General features: G+C 70.6%; 15 protein-coding genes. 8 read left to right on the plus strand and 7 right to left on the minus strand.

Annotation, left to right across the window (positions count from 1 at the left end):
* The first annotated feature begins 167 nt into the window (after window positions 1-167).
* Genes HS104_37875 through HS104_37885 form a run of 3 tightly spaced genes read left to right on the plus strand, consistent with a single transcriptional unit; the run spans window position 168 to window position 4,274 of the window.
* Window positions 168-2,114, plus strand: coding sequence for an HDIG domain-containing protein (locus HS104_37875; GenBank protein MBE7485728.1), 1,947 nt, complete (start codon window positions 168-170; stop codon window positions 2,112-2,114).
* A complete protein-coding gene (locus tag HS104_37880) occupies window positions 2,111-3,829 on the plus strand; it encodes an acyl-CoA dehydrogenase family protein (protein ID MBE7485729.1) in 1,719 nt (572 codons plus the stop codon). Before HS104_37875 ends, HS104_37880 begins: the two co-directional genes overlap by 4 nt.
* 13 nt (window positions 3,830-3,842) lie before the next feature.
* Window positions 3,843-4,274, plus strand: coding sequence for a PaaI family thioesterase (locus HS104_37885; protein MBE7485730.1), 432 nt, complete (start codon window positions 3,843-3,845; stop codon window positions 4,272-4,274).
* 201 nt (window positions 4,275-4,475) lie between these two features.
* Here HS104_37885 and HS104_37890 read toward each other — a convergent pair whose 3' ends face one another.
* Both HS104_37890 and HS104_37895 read right to left on the minus strand, forming a co-directional pair.
* The gene (locus tag HS104_37890; protein MBE7485731.1) at window positions 4,476-5,105 is read right to left on the minus strand and encodes a peptidylprolyl isomerase; all 630 of its coding nucleotides are present in this window, start codon (window positions 5,103-5,105) and stop codon (window positions 4,476-4,478) included.
* Window positions 5,106-5,146: 41 nt separating this feature from the next.
* Window positions 5,147-6,940 carry a hypothetical protein gene (locus HS104_37895; protein ID MBE7485732.1) on the minus strand — a complete coding sequence of 598 codons (1,794 nt, stop codon included), beginning with the start codon at window positions 6,938-6,940 and terminating at the stop codon, window positions 5,147-5,149.
* A gap of 38 nt (window positions 6,941-6,978) precedes the next feature.
* Between HS104_37895 and HS104_37900 the strand changes: the two genes are divergently transcribed.
* Window positions 6,979-7,659, plus strand: coding sequence for a hypothetical protein (locus tag HS104_37900; GenBank protein ID MBE7485733.1), 681 nt, complete (start codon window positions 6,979-6,981; stop codon window positions 7,657-7,659).
* On the opposite strand, the gene HS104_37905 is transcribed toward HS104_37900, so the two are convergent.
* The 3 genes from HS104_37905 to HS104_37915 all read right to left on the minus strand — a co-directional run bounded on the left by HS104_37905 (window position 7,649) and on the right by HS104_37915 (window position 9,787).
* Window positions 7,649-8,464 carry a putative DNA-binding domain-containing protein gene (locus tag HS104_37905; protein MBE7485734.1) on the minus strand — a complete coding sequence of 272 codons (816 nt, stop codon included), beginning with the start codon at window positions 8,462-8,464 and terminating at the stop codon, window positions 7,649-7,651. The genes HS104_37900 and HS104_37905 overlap by 11 nt on opposite strands.
* The gene (locus tag HS104_37910; GenBank protein ID MBE7485735.1) at window positions 8,461-9,444 is read right to left on the minus strand and encodes a DUF692 domain-containing protein; all 984 of its coding nucleotides are present in this window, start codon (window positions 9,442-9,444) and stop codon (window positions 8,461-8,463) included. The genes HS104_37905 and HS104_37910 overlap by 4 nt, the downstream gene beginning before the upstream one ends.
* 73 nt (window positions 9,445-9,517) lie before the next feature.
* Complete coding sequence (locus HS104_37915; GenBank protein MBE7485736.1) at window positions 9,518-9,787, minus strand: hypothetical protein; 270 nt, start codon at window positions 9,785-9,787, stop codon at window positions 9,518-9,520.
* A 189-nt stretch (window positions 9,788-9,976) separates the two neighbouring features.
* Here HS104_37915 and HS104_37920 point away from each other — a divergent pair, with 189 nt between their 5' ends.
* Window positions 9,977-11,365 (plus strand): aminopeptidase P N-terminal domain-containing protein, encoded by a 1,389-nt coding sequence (locus tag HS104_37920; protein MBE7485737.1) that lies wholly within the window; start codon window positions 9,977-9,979, stop codon window positions 11,363-11,365.
* Window positions 11,366-11,375: 10 nt separating this feature from the next.
* Here HS104_37920 and HS104_37925 read toward each other — a convergent pair whose 3' ends face one another.
* Window positions 11,376-12,587, minus strand: coding sequence for a DUF1343 domain-containing protein (locus HS104_37925; GenBank protein MBE7485738.1), 1,212 nt, complete (start codon window positions 12,585-12,587; stop codon window positions 11,376-11,378).
* A 102-nt stretch (window positions 12,588-12,689) separates the two neighbouring features.
* On the opposite strand from HS104_37925, the gene HS104_37930 reads away from it, so the two are divergent.
* From HS104_37930 to HS104_37940, 3 genes are all read left to right on the plus strand, one after another.
* Window positions 12,690-14,054: a sigma-54-dependent Fis family transcriptional regulator gene (locus HS104_37930; GenBank protein MBE7485739.1), complete on the plus strand. Its 1,365-nt coding sequence runs from the start codon at window positions 12,690-12,692 to the stop codon at window positions 14,052-14,054.
* Between the two features lie 101 nt (window positions 14,055-14,155).
* The gene (locus HS104_37935) at window positions 14,156-14,671 is read left to right on the plus strand and encodes a hypothetical protein (protein MBE7485740.1); all 516 of its coding nucleotides are present in this window, start codon (window positions 14,156-14,158) and stop codon (window positions 14,669-14,671) included.
* Between the two features lie 134 nt (window positions 14,672-14,805).
* Complete coding sequence (locus HS104_37940; GenBank protein MBE7485741.1) at window positions 14,806-16,566, plus strand: protein kinase; 1,761 nt, start codon at window positions 14,806-14,808, stop codon at window positions 16,564-16,566.
* Window positions 16,567-16,573: 7 nt separating this feature from the next.
* Here the strand turns inward: HS104_37940 and HS104_37945 are convergent, their stop codons facing one another.
* On the minus strand, window positions 16,574-16,777 hold the full coding sequence (locus HS104_37945) for a hypothetical protein (GenBank protein MBE7485742.1): 204 nt from the start codon (window positions 16,775-16,777) through the stop codon (window positions 16,574-16,576).
* Window positions 16,778-16,799 lie beyond the last annotated feature (22 nt).

The following is a 16,799-nucleotide window of genomic DNA, read 5'->3' on the forward strand; positions in this document are numbered from 1 at the left end:
GATATTGTTTTTGGTGCAGAATCCGACAAACCTGCGGCGGCGTCCCGGGACGCGTCGGGTGCACCCAGGCGCCGCGGGCCCGGGGGGAGGTCGAGCGCTCGGACTTCGCGATTGTCGCCGGTTTGAACTAGCTTTGTGCCTCGGGCTCCCCCGGGCCCCCAATCACGATGCTCCGCACGCGCGTCAGAGCCGGGCCGATCGCGGGCCTCGTGATGAGCGTCCTCTTCGCGCTCGTCCTGACCTCCGTGCAGGTCGCGGACCACTACGTCCGGAGCTGGGCTCCCCAAATGGGCCGGGCCGCGGCGGTCTCCGTCCGCGTCCCCTACGGCCCGAGGGTCGTCCGCGACCGCGACACCGGCCGCTCCGAGCTCCACTATGAGCACCAACGCATCGTGGTGCCTCGGGGCACCGTGCTCCAGCCGGGCAGCGACAGTCACTGGACCGCCTTCAGCTACGACAAGCGTCACCGGCCACCGGAGACGCCCCGGCTCGTGGCGGTGTTCGCGATCTTCTTCACGCTCACCATGGGGCTCACGGCGTACCTGCGCCGCTTCGGCCACCAGCGCTTGCGCCTGCTCCGCGTGCAGGCAGGGTTGCTCGCGGCGATGGGGCTCCTGGCTGCGCTGTCCAAGGCGCTGCTTCTGTTCACGGCGCTCTCCGAGTTCTGGCTGCCGATCGCGGCGGTACCGCTCTGGATCGCGACCAGCTTCGACCGCCGCACGGCCTTCGTCGTCACCGTGGTGTTGGCGTTCGCCGTCGCCTCGTTCCTGGACTTCGACCTGATCTTCCTGTGCGTCTTGCTCGCTCGCGGCATGGCCGCGACGCTCCTGTACCTCGACCGCAAACGCTCGCGGCAGATGATCCTGGCCGGCGCGCTGGCAGGGATCAGCGCCGTGGCGCTGTACGTCGCCATCATGGTGACGTTCGAGGGGACGTTCGACTGGCGGGCGGACTTGTCTCAGCAGATGGGCTCTCAGCTCATCGCTTGCTTCGGCGGGGGGCTCTCCGCGGGGCTGCTCTCCGCGCTGCTCCGCGCGCCGGCCTCGCGTTTGCTCGGCCACGTGCCGCGGGAGCGGCTGCTGGATCTGTCCGACCTCGAGCAGCCGCTGCTCATGCAGCTGGCGCACGAGGCACCGGGGACCTTCGAGCACTCGCGGGCCATGGCGAATCTGGCGGAGCAGGCTGCCAGCGCCATCGGCGCGGACGCCCTGCTCACGCGCGTCGGCGCCTACTATCACGACATAGGCAAGTCGACGCAGCCCAAGTACTTCGTCGAGAACCTGAGCCCCGACGAGCGCTCGCCCCACGACGAGCTCGACCCCGACGTGAGCGCAGACGCCATCATGGCCCACGTGGTGCTCGGCACGAAGATCCTGCGTGAGGGTGGCGTTCCGGAGCCCGTGACGGAGTTCGCCTACACCCATCACGGCACGCAGTTGGTCGAGTACTTCTGGACGAAGTGCCAGCAAGCGGGCAACCCCAAAGGGCTGGACGCGAGCGCGTTCCGCTACCCGGGCATGCGCCCGCAGACGCGAGAGACGGCCATCGTGATGCTGGTCGACTCGATCGAGGCGGCGTCGCGGACCATCGATCCGCCCGAACGCGAGGCGTTCGAGACGATGATCCAGCGCATCGTGTTCACCAAGCTCAAGGACGGGCAGCTCGACGACTGCGGGCTCGGTATGAACGAGCTGAACGTGATCGTGAATCGCATGGCGGACGCGCTGGTGAACATGCACCACCACCGCATCAAGTATCAGTGGCAGGCCAAGCGCGCGCAGGAGTTCGGTGTGCCCTCCACGGCGGTGAGCGACGACCCGAGGCACACGGCAGAGCGCGAGCGCCCGGGCAGCCAGAGCACGGAGCCGCCCGCTGCCGAGCTGCCGCCCGTGGAGCCCGTCCCCGCGTCGGCGCCGGCCTTGGAGGTCGGTGTCGCCTCGGTGGCGCCGGGCGACGTCTCGGCTTCGCTCTTGCAGCCGCCACCGGCGACCACGCGCTCCGTCTCGGGCCCGCCGGGCCCCGCGCGCGCCGACGAGAGCCCGCCGCCTCGTGCGGAGAGCGGCGCCAGGCCGGCGCTCTCCCTCGGCGAGAAGAAGACGAGTAGCGCGTCGTGAGCGTCCGCGAGCAGAGCTTCTGCAGGGCACTGTTTTTCGGCGTGGTCGCCGAGGACCTGATCTTTCCGTTCCCGCAGCTGGGCGACGAGGCGCTGGGGACGACCCACGAGCTCTGCGCGCAGGTGCGGCGCTTCGCCGACGGCGAGGTGGACTCGGCGGCCATCGATCGCGACGGGAGCCTCGAGCCTCGTTACCTCGGGCGCCTGCGCGAGCTCGGTCTGTTCGGCCTCTCGGCGCCGAAGGAGCTCGGCGGCAGCGGCTTACCGCGCCTGGCGGCCGCGCGAGTCCAGAGCGAGCTCTCGGCCGCCGACGCGTCGCTGGGCCTGGTGGCGTTGACGCAGGAGGCCATCGGCCTGCGCGCGATCCTGTCCTTCGGGAGCGAGGCGCAGAAGCAGGCCTACGTCCCCGCGCTGGCCAAGGGCGAGAAGCTGGTGGCGTTCGCGCTCGCGGAGGAGTCGTCGGGCACGGACGCCGGGACCACGCGCACGAACGCGCAGCGCACGCCGGAGGGCTGGGTGCTCTCCGGCGAGAAACCCTGGGTGACCAACGGCGAGCTGGCGGACGTCTTCGTGGTGTTCGCGCGCACCAGCCGCCTCGACGAAGGCCAGAAGCCACGGCTCACGCCCTTCATCGTGGAGCGTGGCCCGGGCGTCACGGTGGGCGCACGTAGGGAGATGCTCGGTCTCCGGGGCGCTCTGGTGGCCCAGGTCTCGTTCCGCGACGTGAAGCTCCCGCCCGACGCGGTGTTGGGCGAGGTGGGTCGGGGCTTCCGCGTCGCGATGGAGGTGATGACGGACGCCCGCGTCGCGCTCTCGGCCTGGCTGTTCGGGCAGCTGCGCTCGCTGGTCAGCTGGACCGTGGCGCGCGTGCAGAAGCGCCGCAGCTTCGGCCGTGCCATCGGCGAGTTCCCGATCCTGAAGAACAAGATCGCCAAGATGCTGGCGGACGCGTACGCCGTGGAGTCGATGACCTTTCTGACTGCCGGGTTGGTCGACCGTCGGGTGGACGACACCTCGCTGGAGAGCGCGCTCACGCGCGTCGCCGCCTCCGAAGCGCTCTGGCGCACGGCGAACGAAGCCATGCAGATCGCCGGCGGCAGCGGCTACGTCACCACGCTGCCGCTGGAGCGGCGCCTGCGCGACGCGCGCGGCGGGCTGGTGGTGGACGGCACCAACGAGACGCTGCGCTGTTTCATCGCGCTCTCAGGGCTGCGGGGTCCCGGCGAGCATCTGGGCGGGGTGGAGCGCGCGATGTACGAGCCCGTCAAGGGGTTCGGTTTGCTCCGGGACTTCGCGCTGCGCAAGGTGAGGGAAGCCATGCGGCGCGAGCGCCTGGCCCGCGCCCATCCGCTGCTCAGCCGCGAGGCGGTGCTGTTCGAGGAGGGTACCGACGCCCTGCACCGCGCCGCTCAGCGTGCCCTCGCGGACCACGGGCGCGAGATCGCCGAGATGCAGCAGACCCAGGTGCGGATCGCCAACGTCGTCATCGATCTGTACGCGCTGGCGGCCTGCATCTCGCGGGCGACGCTGGCCATCGAGCAGCGCGGCGAGAGCGGGGCTCGGCGCGAGATCGACCTCACCAGCATGTTCGCGTCCGCGGCCCGCGGCCGCATGCACGCGAACCTCGGGCGGCTCGAGCACGCCGACGACGCCCTGCGCAAGGCGATCGCGTCGCGGACCTACACCGACGGCGGCTACCCGTTCGACGTGATTTGACGCCGAGGACGAGATGGACCCCAAGGACCCCAACTGGCGCGAGCGGGCCGATCAGATCTTCTCCCGGGCCAACTTCGTTCGCGAGCTCGGGATCCGGCTCTGCGACCTGGGCCCAGGTTGGGTCGAGACCGAGCTCGCGGTCGAGCCTCGCCACATGCAGCAAGACGGAGTCGTCCACGCGGGCGTGTTGGCCACGCTGGCGGACCACAGCGCCGGCGCCGCCGCCGGGACCTTGGCGCCGGACGGGCACGCCACGCTGAGCGTCGAGTTCAAGATCCAGCTCTTGCGTCCCGCTCTGAGCGAGCGCCTGCGCTGTCGGGCCGAGGTGATCCGCCCGGGTCGCAGCATCGTCGCGACCGAAGCTCGGGTCTGGGCGGTCGCCGCCGGCGGCGAGGAGAAGCTGGTCTCGCTGCTCACGGCGACGATGACGTACGTGCGGCTGTGACTGGTCTCGAGAGAGCAGGGTGCGACCATCGGGGCGAAGATGGGGGCGCTCGGCCTGGACTCGTCTCGCTCCGCGGACCATCCACCGCGCCTCGCGACTCTTCCTACGTGACAAACGGCAAGCGCCCGGCCTCGCCGGGCCTTCTCACTCTCCTCTCTTTGGCGGATCGTGATCTGATCGTGCCAAGACCGATCGACGACTTCAGGGAACGATCTCTGCCCGGGTGATCGAGTCGAGCCCGGGGAACTCACGGTCCAGGTAGGCGTTTCCTTCGCGCTGGATCTTGGCCTGGTCCGGCTTCTGCCCGTGCGCGGAGCTCAGCGCCAGGACCACGTCGAGGCCCTCGACCACCTCGGCGAAGGGCGCGAAGCCCATGGCGTCGAGGCGCGCGTTGTCGCCCAGGTTCACGAACACCTGCGTGGTGCGGGAGGCCGGGCCGGCCATGGCGAAGGAGAGCCGGCCGCGAGCGTTGGACTCCTTGACCGGATCGTCCGGAAACTTCGCGTTGCGCCAGCGACCCATCACCGGCTCGCCGTCGGCGTGGATCCCCCACTGCGCGACGAAACCGGGCACGACGCGGAAGAAGCGCGAGCCGTCGTAGAAGCCCAGCTTGACCAGGTTGTAGAAGCGGGCCGCGCCGTTCGGTGACCAGTCGCGCACCACGCGCACCACGAACGCGCCGCGGCTGGTGGTGAAGCGGACCTTGTACTCGGCCGGCGCCTCGAGCGTGGCCTGCTCGGGTCCGGGGAACGGCTTCTTGGTGGAGCTGCCCTGCGACTGGCAGGCGAGCGCGAGCGCGACGAGGCTGGCGGACAAGAACGACCGACGCATGCCGGCACGCGTACACCGGGACGCCGCTCGGGGGGAAGCGCTCAGCGCGGCTCGACGGGGCCGAGCCGCGCCGCCGCCTCCGCTGCGCGCTTCGCCGTCGCGTCCGAGCCCGTCGCCAGAGCGAGCAGCACGCCGCGTTCTGCTGAAACCTCCAGCGTGTCCAGCGCCGCTTCGCGGTCGGGACCCGAGCGGGCCAGGTCGAAGAGCCGCTTGCGCAGCACCACGCGGGTGAGTGAGCGCGGGCCGGCGTCGTACTGGACATTGCCAAAGTGCGCAGCCAGGCTGCGGAGCGCGAAGTCGACGGGCGCCTGGCCGCGCACGAGGGAGGTCAGCGCGCGGGCGTTGCGGACGAAGCGGAACAGGCGTCCACTCTCGAGATCGCCTTCGCGCGTGACGTCGAGGCTCTGGGAGTAGTCCTCCCGGAGCTGAGCGAGCTCGGTGTCGCTGCTGAAGGGCTCTGCCGCGCGCCGAGCGGCCTCGACGCTTCCGCCCAGGAGCAACGCGACGGCGGCCGCCGGTCGAGTCTCGGCGCTCCCGAGCCTGCCGAGCAGCGCCTGCTCCGCGGCGCCGTCGAGGCCCGCGTACCCGAGCGCTCGAGCCGCGGCCATGCGGAAGGACGGCTCGCTTCCGGCGTCCGTCAGCTCCAGGAGCGCCGGCGTCGCCTTTGCCACCGAACGGAGTCGCAGCGCCTCCAGCAGGCACGCGACGCGCCTCTGGGCGCCCTTGCTCTTGCTCGCCCTCCACTTGGCGAGCCGCTTGGTGAGCTCGGGCTCGTGCTTGGCGTCCAGGGTGGCCCCGAGCGCCCGACACGCCTCGTCTTGGCTCCCCTCGTTCTGCTTGTCGTCGTCGATGTGGCGGAGCAGAAGCGGGACGGCGCGTGCATCCCCCCACTCCGCGAAGCCGCTCGCCGCCCCGATGCCGAGCGCTCGGACCGTCATCCCCACCAGCGCGAGGCCGCCGTTCATGATGCTGTCCATCGTCAGGTCGAGGGCCGCCGGTCGGCGCGCGAGCTGCTTGTCCAAGATCGACCAGGCCTTCGGATCCCTGAGCGCGCCGGTGTAGCGGAGCGCGGACTGCGCGATCAGCCATTTGTCTTCGAAGGGCGGCATGGCTCCGGGTTTGGGCAGCGCCCCCGGGGGGTCGGCCCAAGCCAGCAGCTGCTGGCGAGTCGCCCCGTCCTGGACTTGCATCCGCGCGAGGGCCCTGAGGCCGTTGGCGTGCGGCTGAGGGCCGTCCTCCAGCCACTTTCGCACGGCCTGCTGGGCCTCTCTGCGGATCCGCTCGTGCTCTGCCGGGTGGAGCACGGCGAGGTCGGCGATCAGGCGCGCAGCGATCACGCGCTCTTCGTCGCTCCGCCGGAGCCCCGCCTGGTTCGGATCGTCGTCGCGGTAGACGGTCAGTGGGTCGAGGCCGAGGCGCGCCGCCAGGACCGGCAGCGCGCGCAGATCGCCGAGCTCCGCCAGCGCGAACGCGGCCTGGGTGCGCCGGTGCACCCGCTCCGGATCGGTGGGCCAACCTCTCGGCTCCGCGACGTAGGTCGCGAGCGTGTCGGCTCCGCGCGGGTCGGAGAGCGCGCGGATGGCGGCGAGGATGCGTCGGGTCTCGTGCCAGCGCTGCGTGGGCTCGGCGGTGCGCTCGGCCTGCTCGAGCTCCCGGACCAGCTCCCGCGTTCCCGGCGCGGTCGCCTCGCTCGGCGCGAGCGGAGCTGGGCTCGCGGTGGTCGGCTGGGGTGGCAGGGCAACGCTACGCGGGCGAGACTCCGGCGCGGGCTGCGCGCCGGCGCAGGCGCCGAGCCACAGCGCCAGCCCAGCAGCGATCCCAGCGATTCGACCCATGGGTGGTCAGCCTAGCAGAGATGATCTACACGTCGCCGATGCGTCGCCTCGCCGTGCTGGCGTGTCTGGTCCAGACCGCGGCGTGTGCCTCGGGCCCGAGCCCGGCGCCTGCGACGCCCGCGGAGCCCGCTCCAGCAACGCTCGCGCCGGCAGCGGCTCAGCCGGCCGAGCCCGCCCCGGAAGAGCGTCGCTGTGAGAGCAGCCCGCGTGAGCCTTCGGACAACCTGAACGTCGTCATCGACGACGCGGACGGTGAGCTCGGCAGCGCGCTCGCGCGAGCACCCGCGGACGCCGCCGGGCAGTGGGCCGAGGTACTGCGGAGGCTCTCGAAGGACTGCGCCGGCAGCGTCATCGAGCACGCGTTGCCCTCGGCGCGGGTGGTGCTGAGAGCCCCGGCGGACTGCCGTGCCGGCGGCCCCCAGAACGAGCTCACGTTCGACTTCGTGCCTCGCGGCGAGGGCAGCTCGGTCCGAGCTCGGGGTAATCTCGTGGCTCAGGGTCGCGCGCTCGGGGTGGAGGCCCGGCTCACCCCCGGCGCAGACGGCAGGGCGCTCTGCGCGGCGGGAAGGGTCGTCGCGGGCGCGACCAACGAGACGACCGCTGGCCCCAGACCCGCCGAGCCCGGCGCTCGCGAGGCGGCGGTGGCCCGGCAGCGCTGGCTGGTCGTGCCGTTCCAGCTGGTGGGTGGAGTGCTCGGTCTCTTGCCGGTCAAGCGCTGAGCTCGATCCCGACCACCCAGGCGCGAGCCGCCCAGTCACTGAACCAGCTCGTGAGCTCGGCTTCGATGGCGGCGGCTTCTGCGGGAACCTCGTCCATGGCGCTCTGGCACGCCGGGACCAGGGCGACGCCTCGACTCAGCGCCGAGAGCAGCGCGAACGCCCCGCGGCTCACCGACTGGTGACGCAGGTTGCGGGACGTGTCGCGGTAGATCACCAGCTGCTGCGGCTCGGGCTCGGGCAGTCGGACCTGCTCCTTCTCGCGAATGGCGCGCCGGAGCGCCGCTACCGGGTAGCCCACCGCGACCAGGCGCAACGCCGGGTTCAAGAGCAAGCGCGCGCTCTCCCACGCGCTCTCCGGGACGGCGGCGAGCTTCGCTGGCTCGAGGGGCGCCGCGTCGGCGGCGTCGAAGACCTCGATGTAGGCCCACTCGACCCGGGCCATGTCCACGCACAAAGTGTGGTTCGGCAACCACGACGACTGCTCGACGAACGCCGGCAACCGCTCGCCCAGATCGCGCAGATTGTACGAGCGCGGCGGGTGCGCCGCGAGGTAGTCCTCGATCAGGCGCTCCCAGTCGGCCTGGCCCAGGACTCCGCCCAGCCCCTCGAAGTCCTCGACCAGGGAGCTGGTGTGGCGGAGCCAGAACTGCTCTCGGTAGATCTCGAGCTGTTCCGCGGGCGACAGTCGGTCGTTGCCGGTGGCGATCCGAGCCGACTGCTCGCGCACCGTCGGATCAGTGTCGATGGCGCGGCGCCGTTGGAGCAGCTCCGCGAGCTCGGCCTGAAGCTCGGCGACTCCGCTCACGATGCGTCTCCTTCGCTCGCTTCGTGCTCCCGCGGTCCGCCCTGTGCCCAGCCGCGGCGCTCGGCGAGCGCCGATGGTGCGATCCTGGGCGGCCCCTCGGGATGCACGCGCCCGGGCACGGACTGGCCGGCGAGGCGCGCGGCGCGGGTCGCGAGCGCAGCGTCCCGCACGCCCCGGGCCTTGTCAGCCTCCGCCTGCAACACGGAGAACTCCGGGATCTGGTCGTCCCACTCGATCAACGTCGAGACCGAGCCGGCCAGCTCGATGGTCTCCCGGTAGAGATCCCAGACCGGGTCGATGACGTGACCCGAGTGGGTGTCGATCACGTATTTCCCGAGGTTCGTGTGCCCCGCCAGGTGGATCTGCACGATGCGCTCGTGCGGCACGTTCCCGACGAACTCGTAGGGATCGAAGCCGTGGTTGTACGCGGAGACGTACACGTTGTTCACGTCGAACATCAGCCCGATGTCGGCGGCCTCGACGATGCGCGAGACGAACTCCCACTCCGGCATCGTGCTCGAGGTGTAGCTCATGTAGCTCGAGGTGTTCTCGAGGGCGAGGCGCACGCCCAGGTAGTCCTGCACGCGCTTCGCCCGCTCGCTGACCAGACGCACGACCTCCTCGGTGTACGGCAGCGGCAACAGGTCGTGCAGGTTCGCTCCGGGGACGCCGCACCAGCAGAAGTGATCGCTCAGCCAGGGTGTCTGCGTCTCGTCCACCAGCCCCTTGAGCGAGCGCAGGTAGTCTTGGTCGGGCGCGGTGGGGCCGCCGATGCTCATCGAGACACCGTGCTGCACGACCCGGTAGCTCTCGCGCACGGCGGACAGGTGGTAGCGAGGCTTGCCGCCCGCGACCATGAAGTTCTCGCTGATGACCTCGAAGAAGTCCATGCGCGGGCGCTGCGCGAGGATGTGCCGGTAGTGCGGCACGCGCAGTCCCACTCCGACACCGAGGTCCGGCAGGCCGAGGCGGGCAGGCATGGCTGACACTATACGGCCCGCGCGAGGTCTCCCTCACGCGGGCCGATTGTTTCGCTCGAAGAGGAGGGAACGCTCACTTCGGGCAGTGAGCGTTGCAGCCGCCCTGACCCTTGCACTCGTTCTTGCCGGCGCAGTCGTTCTTGCCCTCGACCTTGCAGCCGCCCTTCCCCGCGCACTCGTGCTGACCCTTGCAGCAGGCCTTGGCGCCCGCTGCCGCTCCCGCGGGATCTCCGGCACCACCCGGCGCCTTCGCGTCCGGCTGGTTGCCGCCACAGGCCACGGCCCCGAGCATGAGCCCCGCCGATGCCGCTGATGCAATGGTCTTCGAAAGGTTGAACGCCATCCCTTGTCTCCTGTTCGCTATTTGCTGCCCGTCACGCCGGGCGAATCCTCCCACTACGAAGGTCGCAGTGTTCCGGTTTCGCTCAGAGCAGACCGGCGAGTCTATACGGAGAGACTGCCCGATGTCCCTTTTCGGCTCAGCCGTTCGGGGGTACGACCGTCAAGCTCGCCAGGATCGTAGGGTTTTGTCATGTGGCCCCGCCCAAGCTCCCCCGCCGCCTTTGCCGCTCGCCGCCAGCGCCTCCAAGCCCGGCTGAAATCCCCCGCGCTCGTGGTCTCCGGCTACGCCCGCTCTAGGAATTTCCCAGCCAACCGCTACCCCTACCGGGCAGAGAGCCACTTCTTGTACCTGGTGGGCGCGCCCCTAGAAGGCGCCGCGCTCCTCGTCACGCCGGAGCGCGCGGTCCTCTTCGCCGAGCCCCCCGATCCGGAGGAGGCGCTCTGGAGCGGCGCGCAGCCCAGTCTGGAGCAGCTCGGGAGCGATCTCGGCATCGAGGTCCGCCCCATCGACGAGCTCCGGCTCACCGAGCCCGTCGCGCTCTTGCCGCCGCAGGATCGGGAGACGGCAAACTGGGTCGAGTCGATCGCACATCGGCCCGTCGACTCCGGCGGGGGCAACGAGCTCGAAGGCGCCGACGCAGCCCTGGCCGACGCGTTCATCGAGCTCCGACTGCGCCATGACGCCGCAGCCGTCGATCAGCTCAGGGAAGCGGCGCGCGTCACCGCGCTGGCGCACCGCGAGGGGATGCGTGCGACGCGTGCAGGTGTGCGCGAGTGCGTGGTCCGTGCGGCGATGGAGGCGGCCATCATCGCCAGCGGGATGACCACGAGCTACGGCTCGATCGTCACCGTCCACGGGGAGGTGCTGCACAACGAGCGCCACGACGGGCTGCTCGCCGCGGGAGATCTGCTGCTGGCCGACGTCGGCGCGGAGACGCCGGAGGGTTGGGCGGGGGACGTGACGCGCACCTGGCCGGTGTCGGGCAAGCTCAGCCCGTCGCAGCGCGACGTGTACGAGGTCGTGCTCGCGGCTCAGGCCGCCGCCATCGCGGCGGTGCGTCCCGGCGAGAGCTACCGCGAGATCCACCGGATCGCCGGGCGCACGCTGGTGCGCGGCCTGACGGACCTCGGGCTGCTGCGCGGAGATCCCCACGACCTCTACGAGCGCGGCGCGGCGGCGCTGTTCTTCCCCCACGGCATCGGGCACCTGCTCGGCCTCGACGTGCACGACATGGAGGATCTGGGAGACCGCGCGGGCTATGCCCCGGGCCGCACGCGCTCGGCTTCCAGGGGCGATCGCTACCTGCGGCTCGATCGCGAGCTCGAGCCGGGCATGTGCGTGACCATCGAGCCGGGCTTCTACCGGATCCCGTTCATCCTGGACGACCCGAAGGAAGTCGGCGACCTCGCGGACGCGCTCGATCGCGACGTGCTCGCGCGCCTGGCGGACGTGCGGGGCATCCGCATCGAAGACGACGTGCTGGTGACCGAGACCGGCGCCGAGGTCCTGACCGCCGAGATCCCCAAGGCCGCGAGCGACGTCGAGGCGCTGGTGGGAGCCGGCGGAAGAGCAGGCTGACGCTCCCCGCTCACGCGCGCGCGCGCTGCACGCGGGCCTCGGCCTCGAGCACGGCGGCCTTCCAGCTCGCGTCCACCGGCGAGATCAGCTGCGCCACGTCGCTCGGATTGGCGCCGCCGGTGATGGCCTCGCGGGCCTCTCCGGAGCCGGTCAGCAGATCGAAGGCCGGCACGTCCGCCTCGAACTCGTAGGTCTTGGTGCGGAAAGCGAAGGCCTCCGGGGCCTGCAGGCGGCAGAGCGTGATGATGGCGAGGTAGGCCGCCACCGGCCGGAACAGCGCCGGATCGGTCACCTGGAGCAGCACGCCGCTGCACACCTCGCCGGCGTGCTTCTCGAACGAGGGGCGGAAGCGCGCCGCGCGCACCTGCGCGCCGGGGATGCGCTGCTCGTCGAGGGCGCGAGCCAGTCGCGGGCCGTCCAGGTACGGCGCGCCGACCAGCTGGAAGGGCAGCGTGGTGCCGCGCCCCTCCGAGAGGTTCGTGCCCTCGACCAGGCAGCCACCCGGGTAGACCAGCGCCGTCTCCAGCGTCGGCATGTTGGGCGAAGGCGGCGAGAACGGGCGGCCCCAAGCCGCTGCCGTGTGAAAGCGCTCCCAGCCCAGCGTGGGCACGATCGACAGCGCGCCGTCCGGGCCGAGGCTCAGCCCGTCGCGCTCGGCGAACAGCGCGACGATCTCACCCAGCGTGAGCGCGTGACGGATGGGCAGCGGCTCGAGGCCGACGAAGGACAGGAAGCCCTCCATCTGCGGCGCGCCCTCCAGGGTCGCCGGATCGCCGGAGATGGGGTTCGGGCGATCCAGGATCACGACGTGTACGCCGGCCTGAGCCGCGGCGCGCGCGCTGAGCAGCGCCGACCAGACGTAGGTGTAGTAGCGGCTGCCCACGTCCACGAGGTCGATGACCAAGAGGTCGAGCTGGGCGAGCTGCTCCGGGGTCGGCGCCAGACTCTCCTTGGTCGTGCCATACAGGCTGATCACCCCGGGCCCTTCGGCGGCCTCGCTGCTCGCGACCGCTTCCTCCGCCTGGGCGACGCCGTCGAGCCCGTGCTCCGGAGAGAAGACCAGGGACGGGCTCGCCCCGAGCTCTTCGAGCACCATCAGGAGGTTGCGTCCCCGGCGATCGACGGCGGCGGCGTGGGTCAGGGCGCCGACGCGGGCGTCCCGCAGGCGGCGGCGGAGGTTGGAGAGCTGGCCACTGAAGAGCTGATCGGCGCCGGTGAGCATGGCGACAGGTCTACGCCCGAAACCGCGTGAAATCAGCAGGGAACTTCCAGGGTACGCAACCAGTTGCTAGATGGTCCGGGCTTAGCTAGCATTTTTTGCACAGTGCGCAGAGTTCTAGTGGTCGACGACGAGGAGAACCTCCGGCTGGTCCTCCGCACCTTGCTCCGGCGCAACGGCTACGAGGTCGAGACCGCCGGCAGCGGCGAGGACGCGCTCGGGCTCGTGGACTCCTTCGGCCCCGACTTCGTCATCACCGACGTGCGCATGCCCAAGATGGGCGGCCTGGACCTGCTCGCGACGCTCAAGGCGAAGGGCAACGACGCGACCGTGATCGTGATGAGCGCCTATGGCAACACCGATCTCGCCCTGGAGGCGATGAAGGGCGGCGCCTACGACTACATCCAGAAGCCGTTCAAGCCCGACGAGGTCGTGCTCACGCTGCGCAAGGCCGAAGAGCGCGAGCTCTTGCGGCGCGAGAACCGCGCGCTGCGCGAGGAGATCAGGAAAGAGCACAAGTACGAAGACATCCTGGCGAAGAGCCCGAACATGCAGGCCATCTTCCGCACCATCTCGAAGATCGCCGAGTACAAGACCACCGTGCTCATCACCGGTGAGAGCGGGTCGGGCAAGGAGCTCGTCGCGCGAGCCATTCACCGGCGCAGCAGCCGTCGCGGAGGTCCGTTCGTTCCGGTCAACTGCGGCGCCATTCCGGAGAATTTGCTGGAGAGCGAGCTCTTCGGGCACAAGAAGGGCGCGTTCACCGACGCCATTGCCGACCGGCGGGGCCTGTTCGAAGAGGCGGACGGCGGCACCTTGTTCCTGGACGAGATCGGCGAGCTGCCGCTGGGGCTGCAGGTCAAGCTGCTCAGAGTGCTCGAGGACGAGAAGATCCGGCGCCTGGGCGAGGCGCGCGACATCAAGGTCAACGTGCGCATCATCACGGCGACGCACCGCGACTTGAACGCCGAGACCCGTGCCGGGCGCTTCCGCGAAGACCTGTACTACCGCTTGAACGTGCTGCCCATCCACGTGCCTCCGCTGCGCGAGCGGCGCGAGGACATCCCGCTCTTGATCGAGCACTTCATCACCCGCAACAACGCGCGACTCGGGACCAACATCCGTGGCATGGACAGCGAGGCGCGCCGCTTGCTCTACGAGTACGCCTGGCCGGGGAACGTGCGCGAGCTCGAGAACACCATCGAGCGGGCCATGGTGCTGGCGGAGGGCGACCAGCTGGTCGCCGCCGACCTGCCCGAGCGCGTCCGCGAGGCCCGGGACCCGGTCCAGATGCAGCTCGCGAGCGGCGAGCTCAGCGTGAAGAAGACCATGCGGGTGATCGAGGAGCTCCTGATCCGACGGGCGCTCCAGAAGACCAAGGGCAACCGGACCCGTGCCGCGGAAGTCCTGGAAATCAGCCACCGCGCCCTGCTCTACAAGATCAAGGACTACCAGATCACGGACCTCTGACCGCCAAGGGCCAACCGGCCCGGGTGTCGAACGGGGCGAAAGTCCGCTCCGTGCGCGACCGATGTTGGCTCGACCCGGGGTCTGGATCTAGGATCCCCGCCATGAAACGCGCCTTTCTCGTGGTCCTCTCCGTGACGTACTTCGCTTGCGGCGGTCCCAGCAGCGAAGGGCAGGGTGTCAAGACACCGGACGATCTCCTGGCCGAGCAGGAGAGGCTGGCGGAGGAACAGGAACGGGAACGGGAGAAACACGGCTCCTCGGGCAGCTCCGAGGAGAGCGACCTGGAGAAGAAGGCGAAGTTCGACAAGCGCCAGGCCGACCTGGAGATGAAGCGTGCCGCCCGCTCCGCCGAGACGTGCCCCGGATCGGTGCCGGAGGACAGCCCGGCGGGCAGCGCGAAGGTCACCGTGACCTTCGGCAACGACGGGCACGCCAAGAGCGCCACCATCACTTCCCCGTACGACGAGAACGCCGTGGGCAAGTGCGCGATCAACGCCTTCAACAGCGTCATCGTTCCACCCTTCGAGGGCGCCGAGGAGACGATGGAGTGGGAGGTGAACTTCCCCGAGAAGGAGAAGAAGGAAGAGAAGAAGGACCCCAAGAAGAAGGGGAAGTGACGACGGGACCGCTCCTCATCCCCTCGATCCCGCCGCGTGCGAGCGCGTTAATCCGCCGAAATCTCCTTCAAATCGAACCCGGCGCGCGTCCGTCTTACAATGGGTAACGGCCCTGGTGCCGCCCCCCCTGTCCGATGAACTGCGCGGTCTGCAACCAAGACAACCCCGACGGCGCGCGCTTCTGCCAGTCCTGCGGCGCGCCGATGGCCCGCCCGTCCGAGGACCCGTCGAGCCTGGTGGGGCAGATCGTGGGCGGCCGCTACCTGGTCACCCGCATCATCGGCGAGGGCGGGATGGGGGTCGTCTACGAGGCCGAGCAGAAGATGGGCGCCCACACCAGGAAGGTCGCCATCAAGACGCTCCTGCCCTCGCTGAGCTCCGACCACACCGTGGTCTCGCGCTTCTACCGCGAGTGCGGGGTCGTCGCGCAGCTCGAGCACCCGAACACCATCCGCTTCTACGACTTCGGCGAGACGCCCGACAAGCGGCTGTACATCGCCATGGAATACGTCAAGGGCGAGCCGCTCACGGCGCTGATCGCCCGAGGCCCGATCGCGCTCGAGCGGACGCAGCGCATCCTGAAGCAGGTGTGCGGGGCGCTGGCCGAGGCCCACAGCTTGGGCATCGTCCACCGGGACCTGAAGCCCGACAACATCATCCTGACCCGGCGCGCCGGCGAGGAAGACTTCGTCAAGGTGCTGGACTTCGGCATCGCGAAGACCTCCGGGCCCGCCGACAAGCAGACCAAGCTGACCCAGCAGGGCATCGTGCTCGGGACCCCGCCGTACATGAGCCCCGAGCAGCTCGCAGGCAAGGAGCTCGATCTGCGCAGCGACATCTACTCGCTCGGGATCATCGCCTACGAGATGATCACCGGGGGCTTGCCGTTCGAGGGCGAGACGCCCTGGCAGTGGGCCACGCAGCACATGACCGTTCCGCCGCCGCCCATGCAGACGCGGACCAGCGCGCCGATCCCGGCGGGCTTCGAGCGCGCCGTGATGCACGCTCTGGCGAAGACTCCCGCCGAACGACCGACCACGATGCTCGACTGGGTGACCGAGCTCGGCGGCGAGCAGCCCGCGCGGGCCGTCACAGCTCCAGACTTCGCGCCGGTGGTGCACACCTCGCCGATGGAGCCCGGGCGGGGCCAAACTCAACCCGGAGGCGCGCAGCCGCCGCTCGTGCCCGCCTACCGCACGGACATCGCGGTCGCGGCGCCGATCCCGCCGCCGCCGCCGCCCCGGCCACGCTCCGGCGGGCCTTGGGGTTGGGTGCTCGGCGGGGCTGCGCTGCTGCTCGGGAGCGCCTTCGCCGCGGTCTTCGCCTGGCAGTACTACGGGACCTCGGAGCCCGGGACCGAGCCGCTCCCCATCGCCCCGCCGGTCACGGCGAGCGGCCCGGTGGTGGTCGAGCCGGAGACCCCGCCGGTCACCCCGCCCGTCGCGCCTCCGACCACGCCCGAGCCGCCCCGGACCACCGTGAAGCCTCCCGTCAAGCCCCCCCCGAGCTCGACCGGCCCGCTGCCACCGCCGCCGCCGGCGTCCACGCAGCCCCCGCCGCCGCCGCCGCCGCCGCCGGCGTCTACGCAACCGCCGCCGCCGCCGAGCGGACCTCAAGGGGACGCGGCTTGCGCGGCATCCCAGCAGCAAGCTGCGAGCTGGAACATCGAGGGCGCCGTGGCGCTGTTCCGCAAGTGCGAGCAGACCGGCGGCACGGCGGCCGGCCTCACCAACGCGCGAGTGCGCATTCGTCTGTCCTCGCCCAAGGCGGTGCGAGACCGCGCGTTCCTCGGCAACTGCAAGGGCGCCAAGTCCGCCCGGGACGCGGCGGCCTCCATCGGCGAAGGCGCGGGTGCGGCCGCCGCCTACGCGCAGTCGAGCTGCGCGGGGCAGTGAGCTCGGCTCACCAGAACCACAGGCCGACGACGATCAAGAGCGAGGCGAAGGCGACGGCGCCCATCGCCGCGATCTCCCAGGGCCCGGTGCGCCGGTCGGCGAAGCGCAGCTCGATGGACGCGAAGCGACTGGCCTCGCGCCGCTGCTGACCACCGAGCGCCAAGTTGGCCGCCCGAAGCGCCGAGTCCAGCTGCTGCTCTGCCTCGTACATCGGTCAGAGCTTTTGCCATCCA

The sequence above is a fragment of the Polyangiaceae bacterium genome, from assembly GCA_015075635.1.
GTDB lineage: Bacteria > Myxococcota_A > Polyangia > Polyangiales > Polyangiaceae > JADJKB01.

Bases quoted from the DNA above. Each gene is read 5' to 3' on its own strand.
- HS104_37885 (MBE7485730.1), top strand. From the start codon at position 3,843: ATGGACCCCAAGGACCCCAACTGGCGCGAGCGGGCCGATCAGATCTTC.
- HS104_37940 (MBE7485741.1), top strand. From the start codon at position 14,806: ATGAACTGCGCGGTCTGCAACCAAGACAACCCCGACGGCGCGCGCTTC.
- HS104_37920 (MBE7485737.1), top strand. From the start codon at position 9,977: ATGTGGCCCCGCCCAAGCTCCCCCGCCGCCTTTGCCGCTCGCCGCCAG.
- HS104_37915 (MBE7485736.1), bottom strand. From the start codon at position 9,787: ATGGCGTTCAACCTTTCGAAGACCATTGCATCAGCGGCATCGGCGGGG.
- HS104_37895 (MBE7485732.1), bottom strand. From the start codon at position 6,940: ATGGGTCGAATCGCTGGGATCGCTGCTGGGCTGGCGCTGTGGCTCGGC.
- HS104_37890 (MBE7485731.1), bottom strand. From the start codon at position 5,105: ATGCGTCGGTCGTTCTTGTCCGCCAGCCTCGTCGCGCTCGCGCTCGCC.
- HS104_37935 (MBE7485740.1), top strand. From the start codon at position 14,156: ATGAAACGCGCCTTTCTCGTGGTCCTCTCCGTGACGTACTTCGCTTGC.
- HS104_37945 (MBE7485742.1), bottom strand. From the start codon at position 16,777: ATGTACGAGGCAGAGCAGCAGCTGGACTCGGCGCTTCGGGCGGCCAAC.
- HS104_37900 (MBE7485733.1), top strand. From the start codon at position 6,979: ATGCGTCGCCTCGCCGTGCTGGCGTGTCTGGTCCAGACCGCGGCGTGT.
- HS104_37875 (MBE7485728.1), top strand. From the start codon at position 168: ATGCTCCGCACGCGCGTCAGAGCCGGGCCGATCGCGGGCCTCGTGATG.
- HS104_37925 (MBE7485738.1), bottom strand. From the start codon at position 12,587: ATGCTCACCGGCGCCGATCAGCTCTTCAGTGGCCAGCTCTCCAACCTC.
- HS104_37910 (MBE7485735.1), bottom strand. From the start codon at position 9,444: ATGCCTGCCCGCCTCGGCCTGCCGGACCTCGGTGTCGGAGTGGGACTG.